The 19,138-nt window shown below is 69.6% G+C and carries 18 protein-coding genes and 1 pseudogene; 10 read left to right on the top strand and 9 right to left on the bottom strand.

Going from position 1 to position 19,138, the window contains the following annotated elements; genetic code table 11:
• Window positions 1-40: 40 nt before the first annotated feature.
• From GA0115254_RS37905 to GA0115254_RS37895, 3 genes are all read right to left on the bottom strand, one after another.
• Window positions 41-973, bottom strand: a complete 933-nt coding sequence (locus GA0115254_RS37905) for a hypothetical protein (RefSeq protein WP_093899913.1) — start codon at window positions 971-973, stop codon at window positions 41-43.
• 189 nt (window positions 974-1,162) lie between these two features.
• Complete coding sequence (locus GA0115254_RS37900) at window positions 1,163-4,369, bottom strand: sacsin N-terminal ATP-binding-like domain-containing protein (RefSeq protein ID WP_093899792.1); 3,207 nt, start codon at window positions 4,367-4,369, stop codon at window positions 1,163-1,165.
• Between the two features lie 316 nt (window positions 4,370-4,685).
• Window positions 4,686-5,621 (bottom strand): DUF3027 domain-containing protein, encoded by a 936-nt coding sequence (locus tag GA0115254_RS37895; protein WP_093899791.1) that lies wholly within the window; start codon window positions 5,619-5,621, stop codon window positions 4,686-4,688.
• A 432-nt stretch (window positions 5,622-6,053) separates the two neighbouring features.
• Between GA0115254_RS37895 and GA0115254_RS37885 the strand changes: the two are divergent.
• The 4 genes and pseudogenes from GA0115254_RS37885 to GA0115254_RS37870 all read left to right on the top strand — a co-directional run bounded on the left by GA0115254_RS37885 (window position 6,054) and on the right by GA0115254_RS37870 (window position 9,600).
• Window positions 6,054-7,477: pseudogene (locus tag GA0115254_RS37885) on the top strand (MFS transporter).
• Window positions 7,478-7,504: 27 nt separating this feature from the next.
• A complete protein-coding gene (locus GA0115254_RS37880; RefSeq protein WP_093899790.1) occupies window positions 7,505-7,987 on the top strand; it encodes a DUF2771 domain-containing protein in 483 nt (160 codons plus the stop codon).
• Window positions 7,988-8,027: 40 nt separating this feature from the next.
• Complete coding sequence (locus tag GA0115254_RS37875; RefSeq protein WP_093899789.1) at window positions 8,028-8,753, top strand: futalosine hydrolase; 726 nt, start codon at window positions 8,028-8,030, stop codon at window positions 8,751-8,753.
• Window positions 8,734-9,600, top strand: a complete 867-nt coding sequence (locus GA0115254_RS37870; RefSeq protein WP_093899788.1) for a 1,4-dihydroxy-6-naphthoate synthase — start codon at window positions 8,734-8,736, stop codon at window positions 9,598-9,600. The genes GA0115254_RS37875 and GA0115254_RS37870 overlap by 20 nt, the downstream gene beginning before the upstream one ends.
• A 20-nt stretch (window positions 9,601-9,620) precedes the next feature.
• On the opposite strand, the gene GA0115254_RS47295 is transcribed toward GA0115254_RS37870, so the two are convergent.
• The gene (locus GA0115254_RS47295) at window positions 9,621-10,004 is read right to left on the bottom strand and encodes a cold-shock protein (protein ID WP_093899787.1); all 384 of its coding nucleotides are present in this window, start codon (window positions 10,002-10,004) and stop codon (window positions 9,621-9,623) included.
• Between the two features lie 210 nt (window positions 10,005-10,214).
• On the opposite strand from GA0115254_RS47295, the gene GA0115254_RS37860 reads away from it, so the two are divergent.
• From GA0115254_RS37860 to GA0115254_RS37835, 6 genes are all read left to right on the top strand, one after another.
• Complete coding sequence (locus GA0115254_RS37860; RefSeq protein WP_093899786.1) at window positions 10,215-10,439, top strand: hypothetical protein; 225 nt, start codon at window positions 10,215-10,217, stop codon at window positions 10,437-10,439.
• Window positions 10,440-10,742: 303 nt separating this feature from the next.
• Window positions 10,743-11,141 (top strand): DUF6507 family protein, encoded by a 399-nt coding sequence (locus GA0115254_RS37855; protein WP_093899785.1) that lies wholly within the window; start codon window positions 10,743-10,745, stop codon window positions 11,139-11,141.
• A gap of 197 nt (window positions 11,142-11,338) precedes the next feature.
• The gene (locus GA0115254_RS37850; RefSeq protein WP_141720982.1) at window positions 11,339-13,378 is read left to right on the top strand and encodes a hypothetical protein; all 2,040 of its coding nucleotides are present in this window, start codon (window positions 11,339-11,341) and stop codon (window positions 13,376-13,378) included.
• A complete protein-coding gene (locus GA0115254_RS37845; protein WP_093899783.1) occupies window positions 13,375-14,391 on the top strand; it encodes a hypothetical protein in 1,017 nt (338 codons plus the stop codon). The genes GA0115254_RS37850 and GA0115254_RS37845 overlap by 4 nt, the downstream gene beginning before the upstream one ends.
• 43 nt (window positions 14,392-14,434) lie before the next feature.
• Window positions 14,435-15,841: a DUF6177 family protein gene (locus tag GA0115254_RS37840; RefSeq protein WP_176740456.1), complete on the top strand. Its 1,407-nt coding sequence runs from the start codon at window positions 14,435-14,437 to the stop codon at window positions 15,839-15,841.
• Between the two features lie 94 nt (window positions 15,842-15,935).
• Window positions 15,936-16,823, top strand: a complete 888-nt coding sequence (locus tag GA0115254_RS37835) for an alpha/beta fold hydrolase (RefSeq protein WP_093899782.1) — start codon at window positions 15,936-15,938, stop codon at window positions 16,821-16,823.
• Between the two features lie 29 nt (window positions 16,824-16,852).
• Here the strand turns inward: GA0115254_RS37835 and GA0115254_RS37830 are convergent, their stop codons facing one another.
• The 5 genes from GA0115254_RS37830 to GA0115254_RS37810 form a co-directional block, all read right to left on the bottom strand.
• A complete protein-coding gene (locus GA0115254_RS37830) occupies window positions 16,853-17,257 on the bottom strand; it encodes a toxin-antitoxin system YwqK family antitoxin (protein ID WP_093899781.1) in 405 nt (134 codons plus the stop codon).
• Window positions 17,258-17,458: 201 nt separating this feature from the next.
• Window positions 17,459-17,650: an HAD family hydrolase gene (locus GA0115254_RS46965; protein WP_370741014.1), complete on the bottom strand. Its 192-nt coding sequence runs from the start codon at window positions 17,648-17,650 to the stop codon at window positions 17,459-17,461.
• Between the two features lie 32 nt (window positions 17,651-17,682).
• The gene (locus GA0115254_RS37820) at window positions 17,683-17,928 is read right to left on the bottom strand and encodes a DUF397 domain-containing protein (protein WP_093899780.1); all 246 of its coding nucleotides are present in this window, start codon (window positions 17,926-17,928) and stop codon (window positions 17,683-17,685) included.
• The gene (locus GA0115254_RS37815) at window positions 17,921-18,109 is read right to left on the bottom strand and encodes a DUF397 domain-containing protein (protein WP_093899779.1); all 189 of its coding nucleotides are present in this window, start codon (window positions 18,107-18,109) and stop codon (window positions 17,921-17,923) included. Before GA0115254_RS37815 ends, GA0115254_RS37820 begins: the two co-directional genes overlap by 8 nt.
• Before the next feature lie 11 nt (window positions 18,110-18,120).
• On the bottom strand, window positions 18,121-18,972 hold the full coding sequence (locus GA0115254_RS37810; RefSeq protein ID WP_093899778.1) for a helix-turn-helix domain-containing protein: 852 nt from the start codon (window positions 18,970-18,972) through the stop codon (window positions 18,121-18,123).
• Window positions 18,973-19,138: the final 166 nt, after the last annotated feature.

The following is a 19,138-nucleotide window of genomic DNA, read 5'->3' as shown; positions in this document are numbered from 1 at the left end:
CCGGGCACGGCCCGAAGTGGTGCATGTGGCGCGACGGAAATTACCGCACGTCTACGAAGTCACCCGCGGCCGAGACGGCCGGGGTGGTGGACGTACCGGCGAAGCTGTAGCGCCAGTAACCGTCGACCGACGCCTTGACCGTGGTCTTCAGGGTGCCGGTGCTGCTCGACTTGATCGTCTTGATCGTGGTGTACGTGGAGCTGCCCTTCTTGCGGAACTGGAGCTTCACCGGCTGCGTGGCGTAGCCGTGGTACTTCAGGTCGTCGAAGTTCGCCCGCGACAGCTTGCCGGTGACCGTGATCGTCCCGCCCTTCTTCACGGGCTCCGGAGCGGCGTTCACCGTCAGCTTCGACAGCCGCTGCACACGGGTGGTGCCCAGGCCGTCCTGCAGCGCGAAGCCGATCTTGCTGACGTCGGGGTTCATCGGGTCCTCGCCGTTGAAATCGACGGCGAAGCCCGTCGCCTTCCACGTCGTGGCGTCGGCGTTGCCGATCAGGTCGTACTGCGGCCAGATGGCGATCTGCCCCTTGCAGGTGGCGACCGTGGAGGACACGGCCTTGCAGGTGGGGTCGACATCGCCGTAGAGCTCGTTCGTCGGAGCATCGAACGAGCCACGGTAGAGGTTGACATCGAGCTTGAAGTCCGAGGCGAAGATGTTCACATCGGCGGCGTGCGTCACGGTGAACGTGGTCGGCACGGTCTTCGTGGCGGTGGTGCCCACGGCGATCGGCTTGCCGCCGTTCACCGTGAACTTGGAGAAGGTGAGGTCGAGCTGACCGGGGGTGCTCTCGGCCGCGAGGGAGCGCGCGCCGGACTTGGCGCCGGAGCCGGCAGCGGCGGTGGACTGAGCGGCACGCGCGACGTCGCTGACGGTCGAGCGGTGCGCGTCGTCGGCCTGAGCCGCCGACGGAATGACAAGGGCGGAGAGAGCCAGGGCGCCGGTTACGGCGGCCACGGTGGCACGAATGCGCATGTTCATTCCCCAACAGGAGAAGGGGGCCCGCGGAGGTCGTCCGCCCACAGGCCCGAGATCGTCTGTGAAGCCTGATGGCTTCACAGGAGAGACCATCGGGACATGTGAACGGTTGTGCGCCTGTTGGGGATTTCTTGTGCAGGTGCCCCGGGCTCCGGCACGGATGTGCTCGGGCCCCTCACCGGCCGGTCAGTCGAACCAGCGGTCCCGGGCCAGTTCCTCCGTACGGGACGGGTCCTCCAGCAGTGCCGCGACCTCGAAGCGGCGCGGCCACTGCCCCGCCGCCCAGGCCAGGCCCGCAGCGACGCCTTCCAGCGTGGCGGCGTGCACGGTCCCGTCGGGGGTGTGGCGCCAGTCCAGTTCGACGCCGCCCGCGCGCAGTTCGACGTGCTCGATGTACGCGTCCGGGGTTCCGGCGCCGAGCAGGACCCGCACCGAATCCGGCACTTGGTGCTCCTCGCCCTCCGTCGTCACCTCCGCCTCGACGCTCTCGCCGAGCCTGCGCACCTGGAACAGCTCGGCCAGATCGGCCGCGCGTGTCGGGGCGACCGGGAGCAGCGGGAGTCCTCCGGCGAGCGGCAGCAGATCCGGGGCGTCCGCGATCACGGCGTCCGCCGCGTCGACGACCCGGACCTCGCCGTCGACCACGGCCCGCAATTCGTCGGGCAGCGTGACCTGTTCCGGGTCGAGATCGGCCAGGGCCGTGTACAGGGAGTGCAGTTGTACGGGGCCGACCACACGGTCCCCGTCCGCGAGCCGGCCGAGGAGTTCGGCGGCGCCGCCCGGCTCGTCGAGGAGGGCGGTCACGGACGTCCGTACGCCGAGGGCACGCAGCACCTGGGCGTCGTCGAAGCCGGTCGCGTCGGCGGAGTCGTACAGTCCGTCCAGCCGCGGGTCGCCGCCCGCGGACCGCAGACCGGCCGGGCGGCGGCCGTCGAGCACGGGGTGGTCGCGCAGCCACCAGGCCGTGTACGGGCGGACGGACCGCGTCGTGCCGTCGGGCAGCAGCACCCGCACCGGCTGGGTCAGCGCGTCGCGCAACGGTGGCTGTGCGAGCAGGGCGAGCGCCTGCGGCCAGGCGTCGTCGTCGACGAGGTCCAGGTCGCGAACGGCGACGAGTTCGGTCGCGACCGGCGGCACCGGAGTGTCGGGCAACTGGTCGAGGATGTCCTCGCACCACACGTCCACGGCGTCGAGCAGCCCGGCGTCGTCGGGTTCGGCGAAGTCGCCCTCGCGGGGCTCCAGTTCGTCCGGATCCAGGACGACATCGGCGGCCCGTACGAGGGCGAAGGTGGCAAGCACACCACAGGCTGTGAGCGGCTGCTCGCCCCAGCGGTCGGTGAGTTCCTGGTCGCAGAGCGCCAGTTCACCCTCTCGCATGATGGCCGCGAACGGGCTGCCGGGCAGCACGAGTTCACCGGCAGGTGCCGGTTCGCCGTCCTCGTCGGGAAGGGCGAGGGCACCGAGCCAGGGCTCGTCACCCGGTGCCAGTTCCGCGTCCCGCACAAGGGTGAGGACGGTCTCTGCGAGCTCCTCGGCGTCCAGTGCGTCCTCGTCCCAGATCTCGCCCGCGTCCAGCGATCCGGCGACGGCTGCCCGCACCTGCGGGGTCGTCAGCACGGCGCGGGGCGTGGCGGGCAGGGCGCCCAGCTTCTCCAGCAGCGGATGGGCGGCGTCCGGGTGCGCGACCTTCAGCCCGAGCCGGGCGAGGCGGCCCAGGACGGGGCCGGTGAGCGCGTCGGGGAACGGGAGGAGGACCTGGCGGGGGCCGATGGCGGTGCGGGGGGCGGTCGGGGTCTCGGTGTCCGGTGCTTCCGGTGTACCGGCGAGCGGGACGGGCAGCCCGGAGAGACGGTCCGGGTCGATGCCGGACAGGCTGTCGTACAGCCGCCGCCACCAGCCGGGGTCGCGCTCCAGACCGGCGAGACGGTCGATCGCCTCGGTCAGCGGGACGCGGGCGATACCGAGGGTGCGCAGTTCGCTGCGGCGCTCCAGCCCGGCGGGCAGCAGGCACGGCAAGACCTCGGCGAGCACCCGTACGGTCTCGGCGCCCACGCCTTCCAGCACCTCGGCCTCGATGGGGCGCAGCGCTGTGGTGGCGGTCTCGCGGATGCCGTCCGCCTGCGCGTCCCAGGTGTCCCACCGGTCCGTTTCGGTGGTGGCGGCGCGCGGGGCGGCAGGCTCCAGGAACGCGACGCGCGGCAGCCGCTCCAGGATCGCGCCGCGCAGGGCGCCGTCCAGTTCGCCCTTGCCGAGCGGTCCGGGGACGAGGTCGATGGTGTCGATGGACACCGGCTGCCAGTCGGCGAGCAGCTCGGCGTACGCATCGGCCGCGCGCTGCACCAGGAAGTCGCTGAGCGGTCCCGGTGCGAAGTGGCGGCGGGTGGTGTCGAGCGGCAGCGACGCGATGAGCAGAGCGGGAATACCGAGGGGTTCGTCGGTGGGGGTCGGCGCGTGGACGACGGGGACGGTGCGGGGGCGTACCGGGGCGCCTTCCGTGTCCACCGGCACCGCCCAGGTGACCGACCAGTGCGGGCGCAGCCGTTCCTCGCGGGGCCGGTCGGCCAGCAGGGCGGGTTCGACGGGGCCGTGCCGGGTGACGGTGCGCCAGCGGTGCGTACCGTGCGCGGAGTCCTCGACGTGGGTGTACGGGCCGTGCTGCGACCGGCGCAACGTCCGTACGGTGTCCTGGGTTTCGATCACGATCTCGTCGAGGCCGCGCAGGGTGAGCAGGAGCGCGTCGTCGACCGCGTCGAGCAGCCGGACCACGAGGTCCTCGGCACCGCCGTCGCGCAGCGGGAGGACGACGACGGTGTCGTACCCGTCGGGTGCGGTGCCCTCGGCGGGCAGCGGGAGCCGCAGCAGGGGTACGTGGCCGTCGCGGCGGCGGAGCTCGTCGCCGAGCCCCGGGCTGGCGAAGGCCGCCTTCGCGGCGAGGTCGCGGGCCTCGGCGAGGGACCAGCGGACGCCGCCGTGCCGGCCGACGACGGCGGGCTCGTCGCTCACCGCGAGCACGGCGGCGAACCCGACGCCGAACCTGCCGACGGCCCCCTCGTGACCCTCGCGCTTGGCGGAGGCCCGCAGGGTGGAGAGCGATTCCACGCCGGTGGCGTCGAGGGGGGCGCCGGTGTTGGCGGCGGCGAGTGCGGCGGGGGCGTCAGCGGTCGCCGGGTGCAGGGTGAGGCGGAGCCGGCCGGGGACCTGTGCGCGGGCGGCGGCGTCGGCGGCGTTCTGGGCCAGCTCGACGACGAGGCGGTCGCGGTAGCCGCCGAGCGCGAGGTCCTCCTCGGCGTTGGCGTCCTCGCGGAATCTGGCAGGGCCGGCGCCCCAGGCGTCGAGCACGCCGCGTCGCAGCCGTGCGGTCCCGAACGGGTCGGCCCCCTCGGTCGCATTCATGCTCACGCTCTGACTCCGCTCTTTCCGGTTACGCGTTGCCCGTGCCGCCAGTGTGCGCCTGAAGGTACCGGGTCCTCTCGCCGGACGGGGTGTCGCGAACGGCGCTCCACGCGGGGGCGACGTGGACGGCCTGGGGTTTGCCCGGACGAGCCGGGTGTACCCGGACAGCGAAATCGGGTGTACCCGGGCAGCGGAATCAAGCCCGAGCGGCACAGTCAAGCCCGTCCGGCGATTGAGGACAGAACGGTTCGCCGGGCGGGCCCGCAGGCTTGCCTTCCGGGCGCGCCCGGAAGGCCCGGGAGCCCCGCCCTCCCCGTCAGGAGTGGCCGAGGTCCTCCGTCGGGCCGTCCGGTTCCGCCGGGACCGAGCCCGAGTCCCGCGCCGGACGCAACGGATACTCGTCCACCTGCATCGTGTCCAGCGCATGCGGCGCCGGCTTCGGAGGCTTCGGCATCACCGCAGCCTCCGAATGCCCACCGCACCCGTACGACAGCGACACCACATGCCCGTCCGCCGGACCGAACTCGTTCGCGCACACCCCGAACGCCTGCTTCAGCGAACCCGCCAACGGCACCAGGAACGCGCAGGTGACACAGGACGCCGGAGCCGCCTGGGCCATCGGCGTCTTCGCACCGAACGCCTCGTCCCACCGGTCGGCCGCCGTGTGCAGCCCGTACCGCGACAGCACCCGGGCCCGCCGCATGCCGAGCTCCTCCGCGACCGCCGCCATCGAGCCCCGGCTCGTCGTCGCGGGGCGCGTCGTCAGCTCGGCGTCCTCCGCGTCGACGAGGTCGGCCATCTCACGTGACACCTCGGCGACCACGGAGTTCGGCGGCGGCTCGTCCTCGCCGGTGTAGCCGGGCTCCAGGCGGATGTCGTCCGCCTCGGTGGGCAGCAGATCGCCGGGCCCCATGTCCCCGGGACGCAGCCGCTCGCTCCACGGCACCCACTCCGGAGCGAGGAGCGCGTCGCTGCCGGGCAGCAGCACCGTCTCGTCGAGGGTGACGTTCTTCGCGCGGGACGCCCGGGCGACGGTCACCGCCCAACGCCAGCCCCGGTAGCCCGGCTCCTCGCACTCGAAGAAGTGCGTGACGACCCGGTCCCCCTCGGAGACCACGGCCACATGCTCACCGACGACCCCCGGCGCGGCTGCTTCCTCGGCCGCAGCGCGGGCGAGGTCTACCGCCTCGGCGCACAGACGGTCGGGAACGGGGGTACGGGCCGTACGGCTTCGCGTCGTCGCAGCACTCACAGGTCTCGCTTCTCTCCTACGCCAGTCTCACGAGCGCGCCAGCACATCCATCGATTCGGCCATGACGGATGCGGGCGGAGCGGACCTGAGGGCCGCGTCGACGTCCACACCCGTTGTGCCTGCCTCGGGCGCACCTTCTGCTATCCATTCTGCGGGATCGCCGATAGGCGCGCGGCCGAGAACAACCGCCGGTGGCGCGCTACGCACGCTACCCTCTCCGCCGCCCCCCGCCCACCTGCCCGTCCCAATCAAGGCCGTATCCGGCGTCGCGTCCCGTGCAAAGTCCGCCTCGGAACCGTCACAATCGCCGGCCTGCCCGGTCCGGGCAGGCCGTGCCCGGACCGGGCGGACCACTGACCCGACAGGGCGGAGTGCACCGTGCCCCTCACCGAACCCGGTTCGTCACCGCAGTGACTGGGGCACTATGACGAAGTGACTTCCGCCAGGTCGCACAAGGATTCCGGCCCGCTCCGCAGGACGGGCCGGACGATCGGTCATGCCCTCCGCACCCCGTTCACCGGCACCGCGAGAGGAATCCGGAAGGCGACGCACGCCCACGGCGCCGGGGAGTCCGGGCTCGGCAAACTGATCGAACTGCACGCCGTGAACGGCGCGGGCGATGTGATGATCACGATCGCGCTCGCCTCGACGGTGTTCTTCTCCGTACCGACGGACGAGGCCCGCGGCCGCGTCGCCCTCTACCTCGCCGTCACCATGGCGCCCTTCACCCTCCTGGCACCCGTGATCGGCCCGCTCCTGGACCATCTTCCGCACGGCCGCCGCGCCGCGATGGCCGGTGCGATGCTGGCCCGTGCGGTGCTCGCGCTCACCATGGCGGGCGCGGTCGCCACCGGCAGCCTGGAGCTGTATCCGGCCGCGCTGGGCGTCCTGGTCTGCTCGAAGGCGTACGGAGTCGTACGCAGCGCTGTCGTGCCACGTCTGCTGCCACCCCGCTTCTCCCTGGTGAAGGCGAACTCCCGGGTCACCCTGGCCGGACTCCTGGCGACCGGGATCGCCGCCCCGATCGGGGCGGGGCTGCACACCATCGGGTCCGCCTGGCCGCTGTACGGCGCGTGCGTGATCTTCATCGGGGGGACCGTCCTCGCCTTCACGCTGCCGCGCAAGGTCGACTCCTCGAAGGGCGAGCGGAAGGCCCAGCTGGTGCCGCCGTACGGCGTGACGGCCCCCGGCCCGAACCGAAGAGGAACGGGAAGGCGAACGGGAAGGCGAAGGGCCGCGAGAAGAACAGCGAGAAGCGGCCGGGGCTGCGGTCCGTGGGGCCGTCCGTACTGAACGGGCTCCAGGCCAATACCGCGCACCGCGCCCTCTCCGGCTTCCTGATCTTCTTCCTGGCGTTCCTGCTGCGCGAGCAGCCGCTCGCCGGGCAGAGCGCCGTCGTCTCGCTCGGCATCGTGGGCGTGGCGGCCGGTGCCGGCAACGCGCTCGGCACGGCGGTCGGCGCCTGGCTCCGGGCTCGCGGCCCCGAAATGATCGTCGCCTCGGTACTGGCCCTGGCCCTGGGCGTCGCCGTGCTCGCCGCGCTCTTCTTCAGCACCGTCATGGTCGCCGCGCTCAGCGCGACGGCGGGCTTCACCCAGGCCCTGTCGAAGCTCTCGCTCGACGCGATGATCCAGCGCGACGTGCCCGAAGAGGTACGGACATCCGCGTTCGCCCGGTCCGAGACCGTGCTCCAGATGGCGTGGGTGATCGGCGGCGGTATCGGCATCGCCCTCCCCCTCAACGGCGTACTGGGCATGTCGGTCGCCTCGGGCATCCTCACCCTGGGCGCCGCCACGTCCGTACGGGGGCTGCTGAGCGCCGCGCGACGCGGCTCGCCGCACCCCCGCGTGGCGTGAGCCGGAGCGACCGATAGCCTTCGGCCCATGACCGTTGCGTTCTTCTCCGGTAAGGGCCGTCGAATCGGCGTCGCTCTTGGTGCCGTGTCCGCGGGACTCCTTGTCCTCTCCGCCTGCGACAAGCCGACGCCGCTCGCGACCGTAACGGTCGGCGGCACCGTGGTGAGCACCGAGGCCTCCTGCTACAACGACGGCAAGGCCCTCAAGGAGTCCGAGATCCAGGGCTGCCTCAACAAGAAGGCGGAGAAGTCCGTCGAGGTCGCGATGGACGACAAGGTCCGCTTCGGCGTCGACCCGGAGATCGCGGACAACGGCTGGACGCTGTTCATCAACGGCCAGCAGGCCGAGCAGGAGCCGTACAAGAAGACCTACCGGTCCATCCCGGGCAGCGCCTTCTTCTCCAGCCAGACCGGCGAGACCACGAGCAACAAGACGCAGATCAGCATCGTGGAGACCACCGGCAAGAAGCTCACCGGCATCTGGCACTTCGAGCTGAAGAAGACCTCCTGACCCTCGCTCCTCCCCCTCCTGACCTCGGAGGATTCGCCCCGTGCGTGTGCTCGTCGTGACCGCTGTCCCAGCAGAACGGGACGCGGTCACGCGTGCGTTCGGGGACGTGTCCGAGGTGGCCGCGCGCGAGGTGCCGGGCGCTCGGCTCCACCGCGTCGACGCCCCCGGCGGCCGCAACGTCGTCGTCGATGTCCTCGCGGGCGGTGCCGGACCGGCCGCCGCGGCCGCCGCGACGGCTTTCGGCCTTGCCTCCGGGCCGTACGACCTCGTCGTCTCGGCCGGGATCGGCGGCGGATTCGCGCCCGTGGCCCCGGTCGGCTCGCTCGTCGTCGCGAGGAGAATCGTCGCCGCGGATCTGGGCGCGGAGACTCCCGAGGGCTTCGTACCCGTCACCGCACTCGGCTTCGGCCGTGACCGGTACCTCCCGCCCCGGTCGCTGGTACGGGACGTGGCCGCCGCCACCGGCGCGCTCACCGGTGAGATCCTCACCGTCTCCACCGTGACCGGCAGCGCCGAGCGCGCCGCCGCCCTGCTGTCCGCGCACCCTCGGGCCGCCGCCGAGGCCATGGAGGGCTTCGGTGTCGCCGAGGCCGCCGAACGGACGGGCGTACCGGTGCTGGAACTGAGGGCGGTCTCCAACGCCGTCGGCCCGCGTGACCGGGACGCCTGGCGCATCGGCGACGCGCTGGCCGCACTCACCGGGGCGTTCGGGAAGCTCATCCCTGTACTGGAAGGTTGGACCCACCATGAACGAAACGACTCGTAACCCGTCGAATCCGTTGCACATCGCTTTCTCTCCGTGCCCGAACGACACCTTCGTCTTCGACGCCTGGGCGCACGGAAGGGTCCCCGGCGCGCCCGCCCTCGATGTCACCTTCGCCGACATCGACATCACCAATGGAATGGCCGAGCGTGGCGAACTCGACGTGCTCAAGGTTTCGTACGCGGTGCTGCCCTGGGTGCTCGACGAGTACGCGCTGCTGCCGTGCGGCGGGGCGCTGGGTCGGGGCTGCGGACCGCTCGTCCTCACGAAGGAGGCGGGCACGGATCTGACGGGCAGGACCGTCGCCGTGCCGAGTGAGCGCTCCACGGCCTATCTGCTGTTCCGGCTCTGGGCGGCGGAAGTGGTGCCGGGCGGGGTCGGCGACATCGTCGTCATGCCGTTCGACGAGATCATGCCCGCCGTGCGCGACGGGAAGGTCGACGCCGGTCTCGTCATCCACGAGGCCCGTTTCACGTACCAGAACTACAGGCTGCACAACCTCGCGGACATGGGCCGGCACTGGGAGGAGACGACCGGGCTGCCGATCCCGCTCGGCGCGATCATCGCCAAGCGGTCGCTGGGCTCGGACACGCTGAAGCTGCTCGCCGAGTCGGTGCGCACCTCGGTACGGATGGCCTGGGACGACCCTCAGGCGTCACGGCCCTACGTGCTGGAGCACGCGCAGGAGATGGACCCGGCCGTGGCGGACCAGCACATCGGGCTGTACGTCAACGAGTTCACCGCCGACCTCGGCGAGGACGGCTACGCGGCGATCCGCGGACTGCTGACCCGCGCCGCGGCCGAGGGGCTGGTACCGCCCCTCGGCCCGGATGCGCTGTCGTTCGTCTGAGATCGGCCGGGAGGCCGGGGTCAGACGTCGAGCTGATCGGCGACCGCGCGCAGCAGGCCGCCGATCTTCTTGCCGGCCGCCTTGTCGGGGTAACGGCCGCGCTCCAGCATCGGCGTGATGTTCTCCAGCAGGGTGGTCAGGTCCTGCACGATGGACGCGAGCTCGTCCGGCTTGCGGCGCTGTGCGGCCGCGACGGACGGGGTCGGGTCCAGGATCGCCACCGAGAGTGCCTGGTCTCCTCGCTGACCTGCGACGACGCCGAATTCGACGCGCTGGCCGGGCTTGAGTGCCTCGACGCCGTCGGGAAGCACCGAGGAGTGCACGAAGACGTCACCGCCGTCGTCGCGGGAGAGGAAGCCGAAGCCCTTCTCGCTGTTGAACCATTTGACCTTGCCAGTCGGCAAAGCACGCACCCCATCTCAACCCGTATGCCGGAACAAGCCTCAGCAGGTCAGGCTATCCAGTGGTGGTGCTCCCCTGCTGGCAGAAGCCTCCCCAGGTGAAGTACCCCTCGTCAAGCCTGGTCATCCGGACTGCTGTCCAGAAACGGTGCATGCTTGTGCGCGCCGCCTGCCGTGGGGTGCGTCATCCGTGTCGGGAACTACCCTGGCGGGGTGAGCACTACTCCTTCTGGCGCAGGTGACCGGCTCGTCCGGATCGGCGCGATCGTCTTCTTCATCGGCGCACTGGCCACGCTGGCCACGATGGCCCCGCTGTTCCTCGGAACCCATCCGCTTCCGTCCATCGCGTGGTCGCTGTGCATGCTGATGGGCGTCGGCTTCCTGATCGCCGCGGCGGGCGTGGTGCGCTCGGTGCGGGCCGGGTCACCGAAGCGGTAGGGCGGGGCGCCCCCGAGGCATCTTCCCTGCCGCAAACACCGAAGACCGTCCGACCCGGCCGCCCGACCACCGTCACGCGGGACAGCGGAAAGGGACGGGGAGTGCGGCGCGAGCTGCTCATCCGGCGCTGGTTCTCGGTCGTCGCACCATCCCGACGACAACGCTGCGCGCTCAACGCGATCCGCGTTTGGCTTGAAGTGCGTTGCCAATGCTACGAGTGCCTTGATACAGATGAAGATCCTGCCCTCAGTGGCATGCGTGTCACTGAGGGCAGTCGACGAACGTATCGGCCGGGGGGTTGGCATGACGGGGTGGGACATCAGGCCGAGTGGGGTGGAGTCCATTCTGTCGTTGGTGGGGCTTGCCGCCGAGGACCTGAGCAAGGACGTCAGGGGCTACGGCGAGAGCGTGGAGGACGCCGCACTGCACGCGGGGACGATCAGTGGTCCGTACTGCAGTGAAGCGCCCGCGGGGCCGGTCGGTGCCGCGGTGGCGAACTTCGTGTCCGACACCCAGCAACGGATCAGGTTCATGGCGGCCCGGACGAAGAAGTCGATGGACGGCACGGTCAAGGCCACCACCGAGTACATCGAGGGCGACCTCGCCATGGCCGCCCAGGCCCAGCGCGACGCGGCCAAGGCCCCTACCCCCGCCGAGATCAGGGCGGTCGGGCAGAAGCCCGGCCACCGGGGCGGGGAGTAGCGGGCGTGATCGAACCGGGTGGGATACCGCAGTACACGGGTGACTTCGGTCAGCTGGAGAAGGCCGCGTCCAGTCTGCGTACGCACGCCGCGGGCATTCGGACGGGCGGGAAGGACGTTCATTCCCGTTTCCAGGCGACGGCCGCCTATTACAAGGCTCCCGAGGCCGACAAGCTGTTCTCCTCCACGCAGCCGGTGATGGACACGGCGGAGGAGTTCGCCGGGGACATCGAGGCGCTGGCCGATGCCCTGGACACGTTCATCTTCGAGGCCAAGCCGCACGCGGACCGGCTGGGGCAGTTGAAGCTGGACGCGTTCACCTTTGTCGACAGTGTCCGGGGCGATGACGACTGGACCGAGGACCAGAGCAAGACCGACGCGCATCAGGCGTTGCTGGATGGCGTGGTGGCGGCGCGTGAGGGCTTCCAGGAGGCAGAGCGCAACGCCGCCAACAAGATCAACGCGATCAGTCCGGGCGTGTGCCGCCCGCAGTGGGTCGTGGACGACGGTACGCACGGACTCGGCATGTACGGCCAGACCGCCGACGCGCTCAAGGACGTGAAGGATCTGCCGTGGGGCAGCCCCGAAGAGCGTACCTACGAGCGCTGGAGCCTGGAGTGGTGGGGGCACGGCGCCAAGAGCTGGGCGTGGGACGGCATCGCCAAGGACAGCATCTGGGGCGGCATCGACGGCCTGGGCACTTTGATCGGCTTCCACGGGGAGCAAGAACGTGACCAGGCCTGGGACGGCCTCAAGCGCACCGCCGTCGGCGGCTACGCCTACGGCATGGACCTGTTCGGCCAGGACGAGCACCTGTCCGACTGGCAGCGCGACAGCAAGGCGTACGCGAAGGAGTTCGGCAAGCAGTTCATCGCGTACGACATGTGGGAGGAGGATCCCGCCCGCGCCCATGCCGTGGTCTCCTTCAACCTGCTCACGCTCGCCTCCGGCCCGCTGGCCGCTGCCTCGAAGCTCGGCAAGGGCGGCACGTTCGCGAAGGCGGCCGGCACCATGGCGAAGATCGGCGATGCCCTCGACCCGCTCGGCGGCGCCTTCAAGGCCGCCAAGGCGCTCTCGGACCTGCCCAAGGTTTCCCAGGTGCTGGCCAACGTCAGCGACCACCTCCAGATACCGAAGACGAAGTTCCCGGACGGCGCCCTCGACCTCAGCGACCGCTATCGGGTCGACAAGGACGGCAACTTCATCCCGCTCGACCGGGACGGCAAGCCCCACCTGGACCCGGCCAAGCACGAACCCTCGGCAGCCGAACGGGGAGTCGGCGGGCCGCAGGGCGAGCGCGAACCGGTCGGTGTGGGCGCTCGGACAGGCGAGAACTCGGCACGCGCGGACGACCACAGGTCGCCACAGGCGAGCCGTGACACACCCGGCGGAAATGGTGATCACGCTGATCCACTGGGTGAGGGGCAGGGTGGGGAACACGGAGGCGCGGACGGCCACCCCAACGACGGAGCCCCGGACGGAGCGGGCGCATCCCATGGCTCTGGCGGCCGCGGTGGGTCCGACGGGGATGTTCCCGCGACGCCTGACGGTCCGTCGCCGGACGGCGATGGACAACCCATGGTTCGCGGGGGTGAGACAGAACAACGCATTCGTGACGCGATCAAGGGAATCCCTGGCAAGGAACGACCGAAGCCCAATGTCCTTGACAGGGTGTTCGACCGGCTCGCTTCGGAACCCGACGGCCAGCGGGTCGCTGATGTCATCGCCTCTGGGCAATTCAATCAAAGCGACAAGTTCGGGCAGGTCATATCATCTTTGGGGGCAAAAAGGGAACAAATGTTCCAACCTAGTGCCGACCAGCTCATCTTCGCAGACGACCTGGTCAGGAGCGGCGTGCCCGCGCACTCCATCGACTTTGAGCAGAAGGTTCCGGTCGGTGCCGACATGGACATCCGCATCAAGGACGAGTCCGGTGCCGTCTACGCCTACCAGATGAAGCACCTCAACGACCCCATGGATCCGGTCAGCGAAATCACCAGAGGCCATAACTTGCTTCAGTTGGCGAGAGCAGAAGCTGACCACCATGTGCTGCTCGTGGACGGTGGCCGAGGGACTCTCGCAGACTGGATTTCCAACGGCTCGTACGATGCCCTGATGGACATCCATCGCGGCGGGCGCGGGCCGAAGGGGGAGGGCCTCGCATTTGTCATACGCCTGGAGGATGGAAATCTCGTGATCCCGCCCGGCAGCAAGCTCGACCCCAAGGACATTTTGTGATCACCTCAGGCCTTGTTGGCGAATGGAATTGGGAAATCAGGCCGAACACCGGTCGATTTCAGCCTGCTCGCGCGGCGGAAATCGCGTTGGCGGTCTGGGGCATCCTGGCCGCCAACGAGCTTGCAGTTCCCGTAGGAAAAGTTGGACTGTCGGTTCTATCCATGGAGGATAAGCGGAACGTTCTCATCGATTTCCGCGGCCTGGATCTGGAGCCCGAGCCCCTCCGCCCCGGAACGGACCTTTCGCGAGCTGTGGCGCAGGCAGACGCACTTGAGGGCAACCATCTCGTCATTGTCCGAATCCAATGTCCCGGTCTCTGGCTGGAATCAGGGGTCAAGCATCGCGCGGAGAAGCTGTTCGCCATCCATCTGGAGGTTTGGGGCGGAAGCCTGCTCTCCTTGACGCTGGAGACTTACTCCGATTCCTGGCTGACGATGGACACACGCGACCGAGAACAGCCCGAGGTGTACGCGGCGAACGCTCCCCGGCTCGCTGCCGCGCTGCAGGGCGTCTCGGCACTGCTTGGCAGTGCGCCCGAACCCGGGGACGAGAATCGCCACGCGGCACCAAACGAGACCGGTTTCAAGGACCTGAGGGGCAGGGGTCCTGCCTACGACGATTCCTGGGGGACATTCGAAGGCCTCAACCGGGCAGATCTGCTGCAGTCCCGTATTCCACAGTCCGAAGACGAGTACGAGCAGATCACCGAGCACCCGGTCCGGTACTTCACCATTCAGCGGGACGGGCGGACGCTCGGCTTCGTCTGGGCTTCCGTCGGTGACGCCGCCGCCGGTTATGTACCTCGGACTGCGGCCGGAGACGAGGCGTTCGACGTGGGAGCGGCTTGGCTGTTGAGCTTGCGAGAAGCGCACGACCGAGGGCTCGCCCCGCTCGCGGCACTGGACTGGCTGGCCAAGTGCCCGACCCGACCCGAGATCGGCGTGATCGCTGAAGACACCCCCCAGGGGGCATCGTCCCTGGACGCCTTGGAAGAGCTGTCGGGTCGGTACTGACACCTGCCCCGCACCCCCCATTTCTCGTGCCAGGAAGCAGCCAATGACTCAGGACGTCATAGCCCTCACCCCGCAGATGCCGGACACCAAGACGCTGCTTGCCGGGTTGCACGCCGGTGGCCCCGATCTGCTCGTGAACCGGGCGGGTGGTGGGTCCGTCGTTCAGTTGTGCACCGCTGCCGGGCAGGCACTGGTGTCGCTCGAAGCACCCCGGTACGTCCAAGTGCCGGGTGAGGTCAGCCGGTTGCTCGGACCGGCCGTGGATGCGGAGTCGCCCGTCTGGTGGACCGAGGCGCGGGCCACCACGGCTATGGAGGAGGCAGGACGGCTGGCCGGGTCCGTCGCCGGGCGCCTGGCGGCTGTGCACGGTGGCACTGTCTGGCCGCGCGAGGCCGGTCATACCGATGTCGTGACCGATCTCGCAGGCGCCGTCACAGAGGCGGCCCCCATGGGTGTCGACATGCTCACCGACAGGGCCGCCGTCGTCATCCAGGGCCGCCCCGTCGTCGCTGCCACGACCTGGCTGACCGACGTGGTGCGCAACACGGTCCGCACCGGGCGGGAACTACAACTCGTCACCCCGCCCGGCACCCGGCTCACTTTCCCCGCCCGCACACTGCTGGACGGGCTGCCCTCCCGCTGGGTCGTGCGCGACCCCGAGTGCGGCTACTACGACGGGCTCTCCGGAGCCGTGCTGCACTGGCACAGCGAGCGATTCGTCCCGGTCGTCGGCGACGGCCCCCGGATCGCGGACGCCTTCCGCCCCCGCCCCGGCGCCGATGGAGAACGGCAGCTGCTGCTCTCCATCCGCACGATCCACCCGGCTGACGAGCGGCTCGTCCTGGGCGGCGCTCTGGAGCAGGCATGGCGCACGCTCACCGGGGCCCCGCCCGCCGGGTGGGCCACCTCCGAACCCATCAACGTCCCCTGGTCGCCACGACAGTTGACCGACCTGGCGCGCACCCGCGCCCAACAGTCCCTGCCCACCTGGATCGTCGCCGTCGGCGCGCCCGACCGCCCGGCGATCGCCACCGTGCGCACGGCCCGTACTCAGGCCGGCGTCGAGGAGCACATCACGCTGGCCATCGGCTGCGATGCAGACCAGAGCACTCCGGTGGACGCCCTGCCCGAGCTGGCCGAGTCCCTGGCGACCGGGCGCAACCTCGCCACGATGATCAGCCAACTCCGCACCGCACGCGCGGATCTGACCACCCCGGCCCACTACGAGCCGCCCCCGGTACCTGTCGGCCTCACCTTGGGCCCCGACGCTGTGGCCGACCGCGGCCTCGACCAGGACCACTGGGTGTTTGACGGCATCACGCCTGCCCGGCTCGGCCCGGCCACCCGGCCCGCTCTGCACTACGCACTCGGCGACGGCACCGACCCCGCCGCCTGGCAGCGCCTCCAGCAGCTCAACGATCACCTGAACGGCGCCCGGCAGGAGGAGTGAGCAGGGTTTCGGCGACCTGAGTGAAGGACGTGAAGGTCAAGCGCCGCCGATATTCTGGGTGCGCTCCGACAGCCGAAGCTGGGAAACTCCAAGCATGCCGATTGTTGAAGTCTCGCCCGGAGTGTCCATCGCGTACGAGACCTTCGGTGACCCCTCCGACACACCTGTCCTGCTCGTGACGGGTTTCAGCGCCCAGATGATCGCCTGGCACGAGGACTTCTGCCGCGCACTCGCCCATCGTGGCCGCTACGTGATCCGGTACGACAACCGCGACTGCGGGCTGTCCACCAAGTTCGATGGTCATCCCGTCGATACGGGCCGACTCATCGACACTGTGAGCTCGGGAGACATTCCGTCCGCTCTCGCAATGGTTCCCTACACGGTTCAGGACATGGCCGACGACGGCCTCGCCCTGCTCACGGCGCTCGGAATCGAACGAGCTCACGTGGTCGGATCCTCAATGGGCGGAATGCTCGCCCAGATGATGGCCATCAGCCGGCCGACGCGGGTGCTGACCCTGACGTCGATGATGTCCTCGACCGGCGAACCCGAATACGGCCGGTCCACTCCCGAAGCCCAGGCGGTGATCTCCAGTCCGAAGCCGGCGGACCGTGAGGGATACATCGCAGCGGCGGAGAGAGACCTGGTATGGGCCTCCAAGCGCTATGGCGACCCCGCAGCCCTTCGTGAACTGGCTGCCAACAGTTACGACCGCGCGTACTACCCAGCCGGAGTCGGACGTCAACTCGGAGCGCTGATCCTCAGTGGTTCCCGCGCACATGCGCTCCGGGAGCTTCGGGTCCCGACCCTGGTGATCCATGGCCTGGACGACACACTGATCGACCCCAGCGGCGGGGAACGCACCGCAGATCTCGTGCCCGGAGCGAAGCTCTTGTTGATCCCCGATATGGGTCACGACCGCCCCCGCGAACTCTGGCCCGAGATCAACGACGCCATCGAGGCACACTCCAGCCGCGCATGAAGGACACGTGAGCGGCAGCCCTGTCACGGTCACGCCGCTCCGCCGTAGAGCGCCCGGAAGTGCAGCAGCGCCTGATGGTCCGAGTCGGATTCCGTAAGCACGTAGTCGTCCTCGAGGACACCGTTCTCATCCCACTGCTTCGCCCACAACGCAATGCCGTACTCGTACTCGCCGTCCTCTGCGAGCTGCCCGTTCCTGTGCCACTCCCGGGCCCGTCCATGCAGCTCCCCCCGTGCGAACGTCGAGTCCGCCATGGGCTGCCCCGACGGATACCACTCCTTCGTGGGCCCCCATCGCAGGCCCTCCCGGTAGGTCGCCTCGGACTTGAGGGCGCCATCTTTCTCCGTGAACGCGACCCCGGTGAAGGGCACATCGTCCAGGTAGTTGAGGCCGTCGTCGTGGTAGTCGACGCGGTCCGCCGGGTATCGATCCATGGCGACTTCCTAGCTGTCTTGCCCGTCTGGTTCGACGGGCGCATCCTGTCGGCTGCCGGCCCGCACGTTCCTTCTGCTGACGGCAACTTGCGATATCCGGTCCGGCCCGATTCTGCCAAATCGCCGTGATCGCCCGAGGAGCACTGCCAGGCACGGCGGCATCTGTTCGGGGAGCCGGAGCACGAATGTGGTCCGGCTCGCTCATGTCGAGGAGGTGCTGCGCAACCATTCGGCATGGTGTTCCAGTTCCGCAAGGTCCAGGAGGGGCGTCGGCAGGACGACGTCCGCGCCCGCCGCCCAGAGATCCTCCACGTCGCAGGGGCCCGTGGCGACCGCGGCCGACAGTGCCCCGGCCGTGCGGGCGACCCGCATGTCCCCGGCGTGGTCGCCCACGCTGGACGATGAGGGGGCGTTGTCCGGTGAGGTCAGGCCGGGGCCACCGTGCCCTCGCCGTCGAGCTCGGCGAAGTGGTCGAACTCCCCGGCCAGGACGCCCTTGGTGAAGGCGTCCCATTTCGTCATGGTCGTCGTCACGACGTTCTCGGGGTCGCCGGTCTCCCGAAGGTGGACGAGTTCGTCCGGGCCGAAGGCGATCTCGATCCAGGGGCCGGGGCCCTCCTCGCCCTCGGGGGCGGCGCGGATCCAGGTGAGGCCGCTGGGGATGTCAGCCATGGGCGCGGTTCTCCTTGAGGGTGCGCACGAGCGCGGCCCAGGCGGCGGGTGTGGTGCGGAGTATCGCCCCGGTGGGGTCGCTGCTCTCGGTGAGGCTGACTGTGCTGTTGCTCGCGGCGACGTGTAGGCAGGATTCGCCCTGCCCGCAGTACGAGGACCTCTGCCATGGGTGCTGGTGCATATCCGGTTCCTTCACTGGTCGGCAATCAGACTGTGGATGAAGTCCCGGGACTTGTCCGGCGCCAGCGCCACGGCCTCCATGCGTGCCAGCAGGAGACGGTAGGCCTCCAACTCCGCCTCGGCATCCACCAGGACAGGGCCGTGTGACTGATCCAGCGAAACCGTGTCGAGGCGGGGCACCGAGCCGTGCACGTACAGGATGGTCTGCCCGGATCCGGGATAGGCGCCGATGGCGAACGGGATTACCTGGATCGTGATGTGTTCCCGCTCGCCCTGCTCAAGCAGATGCCGAAGCTGGTTCCTGGCGATGACCGAGCCGCCAACCGGCACGCGGAGAGCAGCTTCATGAATGACTGCCCGGTACGTTGGCGGGCTCGGTCGGTCGAGGAGGACCTGGCGCTGAAGTCGGTGACTCACGCGGTGCTCGATGTCCGAACGAGAGAACTCCGGCACCACCTGCCGGAAGATCTCGCGAGCATGGTCCGTGGTCTGGAGGAGACCCGGGACATGGGACGTGTTGGCGGACCGCAGCCCGGTCGCGTGGTGCTCCAGTTCCGCGATGTCCAGCAAAGGGGAGGGCAGGACCTCGCGGAACGTCTCCCACCAGCCCGATGAGCGTTCCCCGGCGAGATCGAGCAGCCCTGCGACGTATGCGGAGTCCGAGCAGCGGTAGTTGCGAGCCATTGCCCGCAGCCGTTCCGCGCTCACACCGAAGCGACTCGCCTCGATGTTGCTGAGCTGGGCCTGGCTGATGCCGAGCAGCCGGGCGCCCTCAGTGGCCGTGAGCCCAGCGCGTTCTCGCAACCGACGCAACTCGACCCCAAGGCGCAGGCGTCGCACGCCGGGGGTGCTTCTGGACGCCATGTGTCAACTCTCCTTAATCAGGAACATGTTGGCAACGTCACTCACACGAGTGCATATCTCAACCGATTGCCGATCTCGCAAATATTTTATGTCGCGTGCCGCTAATTTGGATCCAGGCCACCCGCCCGGAAGTACCCCGCTCGACGGAGCGGCCTCGTCACCGGAC

This window comes from Streptomyces sp. Ncost-T10-10d (genome assembly GCF_900091955.1).
Classification (GTDB): Bacteria; Actinomycetota; Actinomycetes; order Streptomycetales; family Streptomycetaceae; genus Streptomyces.
The sequence above is the reverse complement of the archived record's forward strand: the minus strand, read 5'-3'. Positions and strand labels throughout refer to the sequence as shown.

What these genes read in the sequence shown, in the direction of transcription:
- GA0115254_RS37840 (WP_176740456.1), top strand. Translation starts at nt 14,435, where the DNA reads ATGACTCAGGACGTCATAGCCCTCACCCCGCAGATGCCGGACACCAAG.
- GA0115254_RS37880 (WP_093899790.1), top strand. Translation starts at nt 7,505, where the DNA reads ATGACCGTTGCGTTCTTCTCCGGTAAGGGCCGTCGAATCGGCGTCGCT.
- GA0115254_RS37815 (WP_093899779.1), bottom strand. Translation starts at nt 18,109, where the DNA reads ATGCACCAGCACCCATGGCAGAGGTCCTCGTACTGCGGGCAGGGCGAA.
- GA0115254_RS37810 (WP_093899778.1), bottom strand. Translation starts at nt 18,972, where the DNA reads ATGGCGTCCAGAAGCACCCCCGGCGTGCGACGCCTGCGCCTTGGGGTC.
- GA0115254_RS37905 (WP_093899913.1), bottom strand. Translation starts at nt 973, where the DNA reads ATGCGCATTCGTGCCACCGTGGCCGCCGTAACCGGCGCCCTGGCTCTC.
- GA0115254_RS37820 (WP_093899780.1), bottom strand. Translation starts at nt 17,928, where the DNA reads ATGGCTGACATCCCCAGCGGCCTCACCTGGATCCGCGCCGCCCCCGAG.
- GA0115254_RS37870 (WP_093899788.1), top strand. Translation starts at nt 8,734, where the DNA reads ATGAACGAAACGACTCGTAACCCGTCGAATCCGTTGCACATCGCTTTC.
- GA0115254_RS37855 (WP_093899785.1), top strand. Translation starts at nt 10,743, where the DNA reads ATGACGGGGTGGGACATCAGGCCGAGTGGGGTGGAGTCCATTCTGTCG.
- GA0115254_RS37835 (WP_093899782.1), top strand. Translation starts at nt 15,936, where the DNA reads ATGCCGATTGTTGAAGTCTCGCCCGGAGTGTCCATCGCGTACGAGACC.
- GA0115254_RS37850 (WP_141720982.1), top strand. Translation starts at nt 11,339, where the DNA reads ATGGACACGGCGGAGGAGTTCGCCGGGGACATCGAGGCGCTGGCCGAT.
- GA0115254_RS37900 (WP_093899792.1), bottom strand. Translation starts at nt 4,369, where the DNA reads ATGAATGCGACCGAGGGGGCCGACCCGTTCGGGACCGCACGGCTGCGA.
- GA0115254_RS37830 (WP_093899781.1), bottom strand. Translation starts at nt 17,257, where the DNA reads ATGGATCGATACCCGGCGGACCGCGTCGACTACCACGACGACGGCCTC.